We start from the raw sequence: 12,974 nt of genomic DNA on the forward strand, positions 1-12,974 counted from the left end.
CGATAGGGAGAGATAAGGGGGGTAGACATAGAGGAAATAAAATCCAAATTTATAACAAATTCAACATTTTCCCTCGCTGAATCGCCTGCAATCGGTTATTCACCTCTAGCTTGCGATAGAGGTTCTTGATATGCGTCTTGACGGTTCCGACCGATACGCTCGTTCGGGCGGCGATTTCTTTGTTCGACAAGCCTTGTTCGATCAGACGCAAAATTTTCGTTTCCTGCTCCGTTAGCGGGAAGATCGCAGCCGGTTCTTCCGTTCCCGCTTGCATCAGTTGCAGCAGCTTCTTGACGTAAGGCAAGGAAATCGGGGCAGAGTTGCGAATGAAACTGCGCTGTCTCAAACCCAAATATAGAGAAAGCAGCTTGGCGAGGCCCGCCCCCTCGTCGGCAAAGCTGCGCGCATAGCCGTGCGGTTCCCCCAATTGAAGAGCCGTCTCCAGCTTGATGATCGCGGCCGGCGTGTCTCCCTGATCTTGCAGCAATATGCTTTGCAGGATCAACGCCTTGATTTGGAAATAAAGCCGGTCTTCCTGGACTGCGAGACGGTAGATCCGCGTGAGCAGCTGCGAAGCCTCGGGGGTGCGCCCGCATGCCGCAAGCGCTCTGGCCACATCCAGATATTCCTCTGCACGCTGCGGCGGAATGCTGTCGGAAGGCTTCAAGCCGCACGATCGCAGCCAGGCGGAAGCTTCCGCAGCGGCGCCCTGAAGCATGGACAAGCGTATTTTCTCCGCATCCAGCTTTCGGAGAAAGGAAAGCTTATCCGGACTGCCGAGCTGCCGCTTGGCCTGCTCCAAAAGCTCGAAAGCCCCCTCCAGATCGTCCCTGGCCCGACTGATCCGGGCAGCGCCGATCGAAGCGTCCGTCATCATCCGCTCATAAGCCGGCAGCGGCTTTTGCCGCAGCGCACGATCGAAGCATCGCTGCGCTTCTTCCAGGCGATTCCATTCGTATAACAGCTTGCCGTATGCGACATAGAAATAACCGACGAACGGATAATTCGCATTGCGCTCCCACACCGCAATTAATTTCTGAATCACGCGTCCCGCCGCGCGCAAATCGTTGACGGACGCCAGCAGTCGATCGAACCCCCCGCCATTCGCGGCATTTCTCATCATCGTCTGCAACACGCTGCCCTCCGGCATATGCCGTTCGAAAAAATCCAAATACGCTTCCGCCTGGTTCAAGTCTTTCTGGTAAAAGGACAGCTCGGCCCGCATCAAATACAACGCGCTTAGCCACGGTTCCCAGCCTGGACCGGTCAGCACGGTTTCGATACTTTGCAGCTTTAATTCCGCCAACGCCCATTCTTCGGTTTCGATCAATGCTTTCACGTGCAAAAATTGCAGCATCGGCTTCTCTGACAGGCTGGCCTCGGGAAGTACGCTCAGCCAACGGAGGAGCGTCGCATACGGCAGCCGGATATCGGAAATCCGCCTCTCGATGAAGGAAGCGGCAGCGGCGTGGAGATTCCCCGCCAGCAGTTGCTCCGCCGCTTCCATGAGCAAGCCGTGTTGCTCCAGCCAACGGGCCGCGTCGGCATGCGACTGCGTCCAACGTTCGGCATGCCGTTGCCGTAGCTGCCGACGCAAAAAATCCGCGAATAAATCGTGATAGCGATACCATTCCCGCTGCTCGTCCAACGGGACAATAAACAAATTCAATTGCTCCAGCAGTTCCAGCCGGGCTTGGCCATCCGTCAAGCCGGTCACCGCGTCGCACAGAGACCCGTTCATCCGGTTTAAAATCGACGTTGCTAGCAGGAAGCCGCGCACTTCGTCGGACTGCTGCTGAAACACCTCTTCCAGCAAGTAATGGGAGATCTCGCGCTGCCGGCCGCTGAACTGGCGGATGAAGCCGGACCGGTCGCCGTTGTTTCTCAAGGACAATGCGGCCAAATGCATGCCGCCGATCCAGCCCTCGGTCTGCCGAACGAGCAGGGCCGCGTCATGTTTCGGCAAAGACAACCTCATACAATCGCGAAAGTAGAGGATGCCTTCTTCCGGCTGAAAGCGAAGCTCCTGCGCTTGAATGGTATGAAGCTGCCCTTTCGCCCGAAGCCGCGCCAACGGCAGGGGCCTGGCGGTTCGACTTGTCAAATAAAGATGAATATGAGGCGGTAAATGCTCCAGCATATCATTTATCATTGCAAGCAGCGAAGAAAGTTCAATCAGATGGAAATCGTCGAGCACAATAACCAGTTCGTCAGAAAATCCAATCAGCTCATTGAGCAAAGCCGTAACCGCCGACTCCAAGGATGCAGCGGAATGGGAGGCGAATCGATCAGGCCATAAGCAAGTTCCGAAGCCGGGCTTCCATTTTTCGATGGCGGCGATTACATGGCTCCAGAACCGTATGACGTCATTATCCAGCTTGTCCAACGAAATCCAGGCGCAGGGCACCTCGTTTCGTCTCACCCATTCGCTTATGGCCGTCGTCTTGCCATATCCTGCCGGCGCGGAGACGACCGTAAGCTTGTACTTCAAACCCTCATCCAAATTCCGCATCAACGCAGGACGCCGGAGCAGTGCGGAATGGGTATGGGGAACATGCAACTTCGTACTTAGAATCATCCTCCGCACCTCGAACACCAGATTGAAATCGATACAATTGACTCATAAAATAAACTTTTTAACGCGTTATCGCTATTTTAACTTACATCGTCAGGCAATAGAGCAATAAAATACACGTCAGAACGCAAAAAGCCCAAGCATGAATTACGCCTGAGCTTCAACAGATAGGTAAATGTGGCCTCATTACATGATTTCTTGATAAGCAACTATGTTTCGGGAATGCAGCAATATTTTGCGAATCTGTTACATAAAACAAATTTGGACACCTGCTACAAATGAATCGCCTAATCCTATCGTATACTGGGGCTTATCGATATACTTGGTAGGAACGATTATTGTCTCTCCAGCATATATACTCTTATCTATTATTTCCTTATTAAACACTCCCTTTTCGCTCAGAGGAAGCTCTATCACTTTTGATATCTCTTCCTTAGAACCATACCAACCAACTTGTGCCCGTCCCCGAGCGATCCCGGTAATAGCAGAATTTTCTGATTTTTAGTGTTCTTCAACGGTAATCACCTCTCTAACATAGAAAACATATAAACGCCTGCCATGGAGAACAGTCCCCCGATGAGAACCATCAGCCATCTTCTCCTGTCCATCGCGTTCATCATCCTGGAGTCGCTGCGGTTTGCGAATTTGGAATACAAGAGACAGACTCCGATCAACCCGGCTACGTACAACATCGTTTCCTTGCCGTATTGGGACGTAAGGATATGAATTTGTTCCCATTTCGATCCGAGGAGCCGCCCGCCCACGAGAAACGTCACGACCCAGAATAAAGCTCCTGAGTAAGTATAGATGGCGAACTTCCGGTAAGGAACGTTCAGCGCTCCCGCCAAGTAACCCGTAAAATGCCTAACGCCGGGAATGAAGAAGGAAAAGAATAACAACTTGCTGCCATATCGTTCGAAGGCATCCGTCGTTTTTGACAGCTTCTTGGCGTCAAGAAAAAACTTCGGGCCGAATTTGCTCAGGAAAGGGTAACCCAGTTTGCGGCCGATCCCGTATGTGACGGTCATGCCGATCGACGTGCCTCCCCAGCTTAAGAGAAGGGCGGGCAGCAAGTGAAGCTTTCCTTGGAAAACCAAGTATCCCGAGTACCCCATCACCAGCTCTCCGGGAAACGGCAATGCGATATACTCCAGCAGGAGACCGATAAACAGAGTCAGATACCCGTACTGTTCCAACCACCACTCAATAATGTGCATGGACTTTTTCCTGTTCTAGGGGAATCGCCTTAGCAACGGGAACGATCTCGAAGGAATCGGTCATCCCGCTAACAACGGAATCGTTTCTCTCATGCGACAGCAAGAAGCGTTTCCTTAACGAATCCCGGGTATGGACGAGCATGATCGGCACCAATTTCTCTTTGCGTCTGTCGATCCGTTTGGATCCTTCCGGATGCATGACGGACAACAGCAACCGGAGGTAGGACGTCGACAAACGCTCGAAAACACCCGATTTCACCTTGTGTTGTTCAAAGCCGAGTCCGTGCGTGATCCCGCGGTGCAGCAGCGTAATGCCGACCAAAGCTTTGATCTGCGACATTTCCGGACATTCTTCCGTGGAGCGTGCGATTTGCTTCATCGAATCGGATGCCATGCGGGCTACCCGGAGAGCCGCGCGGTCTGATCCCCGAGTCTGGAGTAAGTCCAGCACTTTCCCGTTGTCCAAGTGCAGCTCGCCGATCCAATCGCCGTCCTGAACGCGCGTGCCGTCCTGGCACAAGATGCTTTCTCCCCGATGTTTTCTTACCATGACCTTGCAAATTCCGAAATCCGATGTATATACGCTGCGTAGACGCGACAGCAGTCCAAAGCCCCTTTCCCACATCATCCAGAGGGGCCGTATGATCGATTGGCGTATGAAATCATTCAATGTACGTCATCTCCTCGTCTACCCTATCCACTTCCTTCATTCTAACCGGTCGAACCCTACGGACGCCCCAACCCGGGGATGAGGATGTTCGATGGCCTTAGGTCGAGGTTATCCGGCAAGCAAGTCTATTAATAGAAGCTTCTTTTTCTCGTGAACAACCAACCGCCCGCCAGAAAAGCGAGGCTTAAGACCAGTTCCAGCCCGAATCCCTTCCACAGCGAATCGTTGTGCCCGCTCCCCTCGATGAAATATACAAAAAATTTCTGCAAGGGTAGCCCGTCAACCGAAATGCCCATTCTGCCTGCCTGCAGCCGCTCGTCTTCTCCGATCCTGTCGTATACGGCCGCCAAGCTGCCTTTCCCGTAAGACTCCTTGTAGATCACGCATTTGCCTCTCGTGAATTGCTCGAGCGCTTCATTGCTGCCTGTCAGCATGAAAGACCGGGTCCGGATGTTGTCCACGTCATCGTGCAGGAGGATGTTGCCGGCTTCCAGAATATAGACGCGTTCGACCACTTTGGAGATCTCGTCGATCAGATGCGTGGACAGCAGGATCGTCCGCGGATTCAACGCGTAATCTTCCATCAGGACGCTATAGAACTTCTCCCGCATCAGCACGTCAAGCCCAAGTACCGGTTCATCATAGATCGTAAGCGGCGCTCGGCTCGCCAGTCCGACGATATTGCCGACGAGCGACTCATCCCCCTGGAGAGCTGCCGCATTTTTTTGTTCGGGTTCAGTTTGAACGTACGGACCAGTTCATTCGCGAAATCCCAATCCCAGTTCGGATGGAACGCGGAAGCGATCTGCAAGATCTCGATCACCTTGGCTCCGCCGAAATGAAAGTTCTTTTCCCGGATGTAACACGTGTCTTTCGGCGTTTCCCCCGGGCCCAGAGGCGCTCAACCGACTTTGATCGTCCCGGAGCCGGGGAAGATGCCTTTGTTTTCGTACTTCTAAAGTCGATTGCGCTGCCAAGCGCACCAAAAGCCCAAGCTATTTTTAGCTTGAGCCTCTTACCCGATTTTTGATCCGACTTTTTCTGTCACGACTTTAGTGAACACCAATCTCGTCCAATCCCAGGATTAACGGTTGTCAATTCACCAACATACGTCCAAACCGACTCAGAGAATTAACGAGGTAGATTAGACAAGTTGAATTTCTACATCTATACTTTACCCAGTAACGATCAATGAATTACATGAACCATTTCCTTTAACGAGTAGAAAGTTCCGTATTTTCATTATGGAAAGGTGTGTTCAACATGGATAAGAAAGTGTACAAAGGTGAAGAAATCGAAATCTATTTTGATTCGGAGAAATGCATTCATTCCGGCGTTTGTGTAAAAGGGATGCCCGAGGTATTTGATCTGAGCAAGCGGCCATGGGTTAATGCTACAGAATCACCTGCGGACAAGATCGCTGCCCATATCGACACTTGTCCAAGTGGAGCACTGACCTATAAGCTGACAAACAAGACTGATAAGGAGTGAAATATATGAATAAGGTTCAACATCATGCGGATGGACATCAATTTTATATTCAAAAAGACGGAAAGCTGGTGGCCGAAATGACATATAGTGTTACCAGTGAAACTCTCTTTATTATCGACCACACCTATGTGGATGAGAATTATCGCGGACAAGGATTGGCTGAGGAGTTAATGTCTGAAGTCGTTGATTATGCGCGGCAGAATAAGGTCAGGCTACTCGGGCTTTGTCCTTTTGCTAAGAGACAATTGGAGACAAGACCGGAATACGCGGATGTGAAATATTAATCCATATAGGCAGAAGAAAGGGCGGGTTCAGTTGCTTTGGACTTGCCTTTTTTGATATGACAGATTGAAAAAAAGAGTCCCCTGTGACACATCCAACTCCCGATCCCTTGAAAAGACAAAAATACCCTCTCATTGAAGGCTTACCTTAGACATAAAAATTCCATTATCGGTCGCATAAGTGACAAGTTGAGTACGATTCGTTAATTTCAACTTAAAAAGAATATCATTCAGTATAAGTTTCACTTTATTTTCCGGTATTACTAACCGATCGGCGATTTCTTCGATCTTGAATCCTCTGCACAGATTTCTTAATACTGCCGTTTCCATTACGCTAAGAATGGGTTGTTCTCCATGTGGGATACTCTCAGTAACAAACTGCTTTAAAATTTGATATCCAAGCTCTCTCGGCAGAGTCGCATCCTCGATCAAGAGCGATCTCAGATACTCGTGAAAAGAAGCAGGATGCAACGACTTGAGCAAGTAACCTTGCGCCGCGGCCCGTCGAACGGTCATAGGCGGAGTACCCAAGCGAGCGGGCGATCGCTTTGACGTCGCGGACGGTGTCCTCGTTCTCTTGCTGCTGGATGAGGCAGGCCTCCATGTCGACGATGTCGTGGCTGCCCTGCTCGTAGAAGCCGCCAACCAGTCCGCCCTCGCCCGTGCCGATCGGCACCTGGGCTTTGTTGCGGTAGCGCCAAGGCTCGTCCATTCCGATGATCGGATGGACGACGACGGGTGGCAGCCCGTCCGGCGCACTATCGCCACCACCCACCACAGCAGCGCCGCATAGTCCCAATGCTGCAGCTGGCAGCCGCCGCACGCATCGAAGATCGAGCACGGCGCGGCATAAAATATGCGAGACATATTATGTACTAACGTCGAGGGGAGCTCAATAGACAAGAAACTTTGTTAGACGATGTTTACGTACCTATTTCATCAATTAAGCTTTCTATTAGAATCCCATTCCTTTTTAATAATGCTAAAAAGGAAATGACATATGATAAAAATGATTTGCGCAGTTCCAATATAGATAGGCACACTCCATTCCCACAATAAAAAATCCCAATGACGGATAATATTCCAACCATCTAAATCTTCTGGATTAAATTCATCAAACAATTTTTTCACTTGTGAAATTCCATATACAGTAGATGATAAATACCATGCAACAAAAAAAAGGAATCCAAGTATTCCTTTGTATCTATTGATTATTCTTGAAGATAGATATAGAAGTAATGCAAGGGCTAAATGGGTAACAATAAAAAATGCTGGCACACTACCTTCAATACCGTGATTAAAGGGCCATGTGTTAAACATGAATACACCGACACTAATATAAGTCAAATAGATAAGAATCGCTCCCAGTATTCCTTTCATTACACCTCTCCTATCTTCACCTATTCTTTCCGCCCCAAAGAGTAGAATCACATTATTTTTCCAGATTAACACAATTAGATAAACATCGATTGTGTATCCGCTTCCATTTATTTGTGCGAGTTTGCGCAACTCAGTAAAATCTATTCGACAGCAAAAGATATACCCCTCCAAAATCCGATAAATTTCATCAAGGACTGATCCAATCTGGACATGATTGTTGCTCCAAAATAAAATCCCCTCCCACGGTAAAAGTTCGTTGAACTTACCGTAGAAGGGGATGGTTTTCAATAACAAGTTTCGGTTCGTCATAGGATCTGGATCTGAGCTCCGTGCAGGCATCGCATCATGACCAGACTCGTCTAAACCAATCGTAGGCTACTTTTCCCGATATCTCATGATCGCCCTCGAAGAGATCTAATTCCAGCTTTTCTTCTTTTCCCAACAGCCGGTAAACGTCCCGAATGTTCTCGAATGCTTCCAAGGTGGCTTGAACAGGGAAAATCGGGTCTCTTGTCCCGGCTTCGACTAGAAGAGGTTTTGGAGCAATCAATCCGAGTAAATCCGGCATTTCCGCAACTAGCGAAAGACCTGGAACATAATTGTCGATACAGTGGCGAATGGATAAAATGCTATCTTGAAAGGTATTAGTAAATCCGCTGACGACAGCTGCGGATATTCGATCATCTATTGCCGCGGCAAACGAGCAGACAAGCCCTCCGCCTGAAATCCCCATACATCCGATTCGATCCGCATCCACGTCATTGCGCGTAAGTAAATAATCGACGCAGCGCAGCGTTTCAAACACTCGGTATCCTGCCATCGTTTGACCCATGGCCAATAGAAAAGTAGATAGACGATGACAGGAATTGTGTTCCTGCGCTTCCTCGTCCTCGACCAGCTTTCGATCGCCAAAACCCAGTAATTCCGGCGCGACCGTGATATATCCTCTTTTAACCAGTTCGACGGCAAAGTTTTTTTGGTAGCCGATGTCCCCGGTCTTCTCCTCTCCGCTCGCGGTTAATCCGACGATATCCCTGCTTCCATAACCGTGGCCGTGACAGGCGATTACGGCTCCCGATCGCTCTTTGCTTTCTTTTGGAACGAGGACATAGACCGGCATATGGAGCCCGGGATACGTCTCGATTTGAATCCTTTGGCGGATATAATCACCGCAGTCTTCGGACTCAAGAAGAACCGGAGCAAGTTCTGAACTCTCCGGTGCAGATCCGCCTAACAATTCCACAAACCGTTGCCGCAGACGCTCTCTCCACTCGCTCCATTCCTGTTGTGAAGATGCCTGAAATTTCTCGGAGGGATTCACGCTCCCGTATAACCGCTTAAAATAATGATCCGGATGCCACATCTAGGACTCCTCCTCGATATTAATTTACATTCAATAACGATTCCCCTTTATGAAGGCAGCGGATTTGATCTTCTTCGCCGTAGTTATCAAGCCTTCTCTTGGAGATCGGATCAACGGTGAACATGCCAGATCGACCGAACCAACCGAATGATTTCCATGCTTCCCTTCAGTGCCAAAAGCGCAGTCATTATCTTCAGCCAAAGGATGACGTCCGGCTGATAGATTGTTGCAATATGCCATACCGGCACAACTTGCGTCATACTCAAAATCAGGATGATAATCAGCCCCGCAAAATGAATAACAATATTTGATATCGCTTTGATCGATATTTCGGAACGGCCCGAATGGTCAGGATTCAGCGGCCCAAGGCAGCGCTTCGCCGTTCGAACGATCGCGTATAATAACCATGCGCTGAGAAGGAGAATCAACCCGTTTACAAGCCAGTATTTCTGCGAAATGCTGAGACCGGATCCTCCTGTCGGTTGATCATTCAGCAAGTTGATGACCCCGGTAGCGATGTGGGTCGTCGTGATGATGTGCGATTTGAATAAAGTGGAATCGATCGCGTCAAGTACATTGGCGAACACGATGACTCCCAGTTGTTGTTCCGGCACGATATAAGTTTGAGCTTGAAAGCCGATCGAGCCGCCCGGCTGGCCGATAACCGGTAAACCGTTAATGCGGGCTGTCATCCAACCCATGGCGTACGTTCCCGGAACAGGTTCGGTCTGCATAAGTCGAATGCCATCCGAAGAGAGCACGGAATGGTCTTCGAATCGGCCGCCGTTCATTTGGGCGATCAAGTAATGGCTCATGTCCTCCGCACTGGTATAGAGATAGCCCGCCGGCGCATCCCCCGCAATATAAACATAGGGGCCATTGTAGGCAACGTTGTCTCCGAATATCCGACGGTAGGGCGTAGCGAGTCCGTGTCCAGCCGCTTCATCGAGCGTAACGAAGCTGTTTTGCATAGACAGAGGGCTGAAAATATGCTCCTTCACATAGTCGCCATAGGACTGGCCGGATACTTGTTGCACGATATAGCCGAGCAGTACATAATTCGCGTTCGAATACCTGTAGGGATGTTCGGATTGCGTGGGTTGCGTTAAAAACTTATCCGCATATGACATGGCGTTTTTCTCCAGCGCATCTCGATATTTATCGTTGACGCTTGACAGCGTATTGCTAAAAGTCGAGATTTGGGTGAACCCGCTTGTTTGGTTAAGCAACTGACGTACAGTAATGGACGCTGCACCGTTATACTTGGTGGGGATATAGCGTTGTATAGGCGCATCCAAGTCGATTTTTCCTGCTTCGGCAAGTTGCAGAACGGCCATAGCCGTAATCGACTTGCCGATCGAACCTAATCCGAAAGGGGTTTCAGGTGTCACAGATCGGCCCGATGAATCGGCTTGGCCATATCCCTTCAGGTAAAGAATGCGATCCCCCTGTACAATCCCGAGAGCAAGCCCCGGAAGATGTTGTCGTTTCATTTCGCGAGCAATATACGCATCCACTTCGGAGAAGACTGAAGTTCCAGATTGCTCAACTTGTATGCTACCATCACTTCCCGCTGAACTGAATAGGGGGAAGATAAACAAACCACACAAGACTATTGCTATCATACTCATTCTCGTTCTCATTCCATCCCACCCCTAGTTTATTTTTCTGTAAACTATCTGATCTGTTCGATCCAACATGTGGTGGGCATGTGCCGCCATATACCGATCAACCGGCCTCGAATTGCTTTTCGATCGATGTTAAATCAGTGCCTAAAACGGAGTTGCGGCGCCCGGGCCAGAAAGCCCATCTGCCCAGAAGCAGCGTAATGGCCGGTACGAGGAATGGACGCACAACGAACGTATCGAGCAGAATCCCGAGCGCGACAATGACTCCCATTTGCAACATCAACTGAACCGGCATCGTGATCAAAACGGCGAACGTACCCGCAAGAATGAGGCCTGCCGATGTAATGACGGATCCCGTCTCCCCCACGCCTTCCAAGACCGCTTGTTTCAACGGCATGCGCTTGCTTTTTTGCCATATGGAAGATATCACGAAAATGTTGTAATCCTCGCCCAGCGCGATTAAAAATACAAACGAATATAGCGGTATCGTGCCTTGAATCACGTCCATGCCCATGATGTGGTGTAAGACGAGCCACCCTAACCCCAAAGCCGACAAATACGAGAGCAATACGGTTAAAATAAGGTAAGTCGCGGCGATCAAAGAGCGTAGATACACGATCAGGAGCGTTGCGATCATGATAATGATCATAGGCAAAATGATGCGCATATCCCGTATGTTCGTTTCTTTCGTGTCATACTGCTCCGCCGTCTCTCCGGAAATCCATACATGTTCCGCAGCGTCCGTGTCGCCAGACTGACGCAACGCGACTTCGATCGTTTGGCGAAGTTCCGGAATGAGATTCATCGCATCCATCGAATAAGGGTTCAAGTTAAGGGATACGTCATATGCCAATAGTTCCGGATTCGTCTGCCCGGCCAGCGGCGCGGATACTTGCGCCACGTAAGGAAGCAAAGCCAAAGTCTGTGCAAAGTCCCGATCCTTGCCGTCGGAATCCACGATCACTTTAACGGGAGCGAGTTCGCCGGGCGAGAACTGCTCGCCGATGACGGAGAATCCTTCGATGGATGCCATCGTTTTTGGGAACATGGCCAACTTATCAAACGTGAACTTAACCTGAGTCGAGAATACGGCAAATCCGCCAAGCACCAAGCAAGTCAGGACCATAATGAGCCAAGGCCGACGTACGACAAGAGAACCGATCAAATTGCGCGAGGGCTTGTTTGAAGTCGGGGCCGGATGTCCATTGCGCTTGGCTCGTTCTGCCAGCATGCCCGGCGTCCTCGGAATGAACGGCCAGAAGGAAGCGCGCCCCATAATAGCAAGCAAAGCAGGTACAAGCGTCAAGCTGGCTATTCCTATAATGAAGATGGAAATCCCAAACGGTGCGGCGAGTAGTCGGAACGAACCGTACTCCGCTGCGATCATCGTAAGGAGCGAGAGAATGACGGTTAAACCGCTCATCGCGATAGCGCCTGACGATTCGGTAATAGCGCCGCGAAGTGCCTTGCCCTTGTCCGGTTCGGTCTTGAGCAGTTGACGGAACCGGTAAATGAGGAACAAGCAATAATCCGTGCCGGCGCCGAACAATAATACCGTCATGATATTGGTTCCTTGCTTTTCCACCGTTATTATGCCGCTGTGCACCATCCAGCCCAAAATCGGACTGATGACGAAGTAAGCGATGCCTACGGCAACCAGCGGGAGCATAGCCAGAATCGGCGAGCGGTAAATGAGCAGCAGCAGCACGAGCACAAGAAGTACGGTACCGAAGAGCAACGTTTTGTCGGCCTGTCCGAATACTCCGGTTGCGTCGATCTGTATGCCGACCGGACCGGTAACTCTTGCGTTCAAGTCAGCCGGAGAATCGATGGCGACGGCGAACGGATCTGAACCGAATAGGACGGTTGCTTCTTCTTTCGCTTGATCTACGCCTTCCTTCCACTCATTCGATTGCGCGCTTTTACTGAAGAATACGGGCGAGACGATGGTGCTGCCGTCCTCCGACAGCCTCGTTTTCAAATCCTGAAGCGGCATTTGATGCAAAGGCGGTACGGATGTCTGATACGGGACGGGATGCGTCGACAATCTTTCGGTAAATTGTTGGATGCGCTGCAGATCGGTATCGGTCAGTCCTCCTTGGCGGTGCCATACGAACAGAGCAGAAGCATCTTCGGCATTCGGATATTCTCTCGTAACCAATTCGCGTGCTTGCACGGATGGCTTGGTGTCAGGCAATGGGGGAGCATTATTTACGACTTCATTGCTAATGGGCGGCGCTAGCGTGTTTAACAGCCATGCAGCGACTAACCAAATCAGCAAAGTAACCCATCTGGTTTTTGGGCCTGCCACCCATTTACCGATTCCAATTCGATCCTTCATGACTTTTCTCCTTTTTTAACAACATCAC

General features: G+C 50.1%; 13 protein-coding genes. 3 read left to right on the forward strand and 10 right to left on the reverse strand.

What is annotated here, in order from left to right; all coding sequences use genetic code 11:
- Window positions 1-49 precede the first annotated feature (49 nt).
- On the reverse strand, window positions 50-1,966 hold the full coding sequence (locus tag H7C19_RS05255) for a winged helix-turn-helix domain-containing protein (RefSeq protein WP_185141521.1): 1,917 nt from the start codon (window positions 1,964-1,966) through the stop codon (window positions 50-52).
- Window positions 1,967-2,231: 265 nt separating this feature from the next.
- Here H7C19_RS05255 and H7C19_RS34170 point away from each other — a divergent pair, with 265 nt between their 5' ends.
- Window positions 2,232-2,687 carry a hypothetical protein gene (locus tag H7C19_RS34170; protein WP_221469046.1) on the forward strand — a complete coding sequence of 152 codons (456 nt, stop codon included), beginning with the start codon at window positions 2,232-2,234 and terminating at the stop codon, window positions 2,685-2,687.
- Window positions 2,688-3,096: 409 nt separating this feature from the next.
- Here H7C19_RS34170 and H7C19_RS05260 read toward each other — a convergent pair whose 3' ends face one another.
- The 3 genes from H7C19_RS05260 to H7C19_RS05270 all read right to left on the reverse strand — a co-directional run bounded on the left by H7C19_RS05260 (window position 3,097) and on the right by H7C19_RS05270 (window position 5,079).
- The gene (locus H7C19_RS05260; protein ID WP_185141522.1) at window positions 3,097-3,792 is read right to left on the reverse strand and encodes a DedA family protein; all 696 of its coding nucleotides are present in this window, start codon (window positions 3,790-3,792) and stop codon (window positions 3,097-3,099) included.
- Window positions 3,779-4,462 carry a YkoP family protein gene (locus H7C19_RS05265; protein WP_246469312.1) on the reverse strand — a complete coding sequence of 228 codons (684 nt, stop codon included), beginning with the start codon at window positions 4,460-4,462 and terminating at the stop codon, window positions 3,779-3,781. Before H7C19_RS05265 ends, H7C19_RS05260 begins: the two co-directional genes overlap by 14 nt.
- Before the next feature lie 128 nt (window positions 4,463-4,590).
- On the reverse strand, window positions 4,591-5,079 hold the full coding sequence (locus tag H7C19_RS05270) for an ATP-binding cassette domain-containing protein (RefSeq protein ID WP_221469047.1): 489 nt from the start codon (window positions 5,077-5,079) through the stop codon (window positions 4,591-4,593).
- A gap of 646 nt (window positions 5,080-5,725) precedes the next feature.
- Between H7C19_RS05270 and H7C19_RS05275 the strand changes: the two genes are divergently transcribed.
- Window positions 5,726-5,953 (forward strand): (4Fe-4S)-binding protein, encoded by a 228-nt coding sequence (locus H7C19_RS05275; RefSeq protein ID WP_185141524.1) that lies wholly within the window; start codon window positions 5,726-5,728, stop codon window positions 5,951-5,953.
- A 5-nt stretch (window positions 5,954-5,958) separates the two neighbouring features.
- Window positions 5,959-6,237 carry a GNAT family N-acetyltransferase gene (locus H7C19_RS05280; protein ID WP_185141525.1) on the forward strand — a complete coding sequence of 93 codons (279 nt, stop codon included), beginning with the start codon at window positions 5,959-5,961 and terminating at the stop codon, window positions 6,235-6,237.
- Between the two features lie 129 nt (window positions 6,238-6,366).
- Here H7C19_RS05280 and H7C19_RS35650 read toward each other — a convergent pair whose 3' ends face one another.
- The 6 genes from H7C19_RS35650 to H7C19_RS05305 all read right to left on the reverse strand — a co-directional run bounded on the left by H7C19_RS35650 (window position 6,367) and on the right by H7C19_RS05305 (window position 12,946).
- Window positions 6,367-6,564 (reverse strand): response regulator transcription factor, encoded by a 198-nt coding sequence (locus H7C19_RS35650; protein WP_221469048.1) that lies wholly within the window; start codon window positions 6,562-6,564, stop codon window positions 6,367-6,369.
- Window positions 6,565-6,601: 37 nt separating this feature from the next.
- Window positions 6,602-6,946, reverse strand: coding sequence for a hypothetical protein (locus tag H7C19_RS35400; RefSeq protein ID WP_221469049.1), 345 nt, complete (start codon window positions 6,944-6,946; stop codon window positions 6,602-6,604).
- A 227-nt stretch (window positions 6,947-7,173) separates the two neighbouring features.
- Window positions 7,174-7,953 (reverse strand): hypothetical protein, encoded by a 780-nt coding sequence (locus H7C19_RS05290; protein ID WP_221469050.1) that lies wholly within the window; start codon window positions 7,951-7,953, stop codon window positions 7,174-7,176.
- Window positions 7,954-7,957: 4 nt separating this feature from the next.
- On the reverse strand, window positions 7,958-8,977 hold the full coding sequence (locus H7C19_RS05295) for an alpha/beta hydrolase family protein (RefSeq protein WP_185141528.1): 1,020 nt from the start codon (window positions 8,975-8,977) through the stop codon (window positions 7,958-7,960).
- A 110-nt stretch (window positions 8,978-9,087) separates the two neighbouring features.
- The gene (locus H7C19_RS05300) at window positions 9,088-10,620 is read right to left on the reverse strand and encodes a serine hydrolase domain-containing protein (RefSeq protein WP_185141529.1); all 1,533 of its coding nucleotides are present in this window, start codon (window positions 10,618-10,620) and stop codon (window positions 9,088-9,090) included.
- Window positions 10,621-10,705: 85 nt separating this feature from the next.
- Window positions 10,706-12,946, reverse strand: coding sequence for an MMPL family transporter (locus tag H7C19_RS05305; protein WP_185141530.1), 2,241 nt, complete (start codon window positions 12,944-12,946; stop codon window positions 10,706-10,708).
- Between the last annotated feature and the right edge of the window lie 28 nt (window positions 12,947-12,974).

The sequence above is a fragment of the Cohnella nanjingensis genome (assembly GCF_014212125.1).
Classification (GTDB): domain Bacteria; phylum Bacillota; class Bacilli; order Paenibacillales; family Paenibacillaceae; genus Cohnella; species Cohnella nanjingensis.

Coding starts and splice junctions, on each gene's coding strand:
- H7C19_RS05290 (WP_221469050.1), bottom strand. CDS start 7,953: ATGCCTGCACGGAGCTCAGATCCAGATCCTATGACGAACCGAAACTTG.
- H7C19_RS05260 (WP_185141522.1), bottom strand. CDS start 3,792: ATGCACATTATTGAGTGGTGGTTGGAACAGTACGGGTATCTGACTCTG.
- H7C19_RS35650 (WP_221469048.1), bottom strand. CDS start 6,564: ATGGAAACGGCAGTATTAAGAAATCTGTGCAGAGGATTCAAGATCGAA.
- H7C19_RS05295 (WP_185141528.1), bottom strand. CDS start 8,977: ATGTGGCATCCGGATCATTATTTTAAGCGGTTATACGGGAGCGTGAAT.
- H7C19_RS05275 (WP_185141524.1), top strand. CDS start 5,726: ATGGATAAGAAAGTGTACAAAGGTGAAGAAATCGAAATCTATTTTGAT.
- H7C19_RS05300 (WP_185141529.1), bottom strand. CDS start 10,620: ATGAGAACGAGAATGAGTATGATAGCAATAGTCTTGTGTGGTTTGTTT.
- H7C19_RS35400 (WP_221469049.1), bottom strand. CDS start 6,946: ATGGACGAGCCTTGGCGCTACCGCAACAAAGCCCAGGTGCCGATCGGC.
- H7C19_RS05305 (WP_185141530.1), bottom strand. CDS start 12,946: ATGAAGGATCGAATTGGAATCGGTAAATGGGTGGCAGGCCCAAAAACC.
- H7C19_RS05280 (WP_185141525.1), top strand. CDS start 5,959: ATGAATAAGGTTCAACATCATGCGGATGGACATCAATTTTATATTCAA.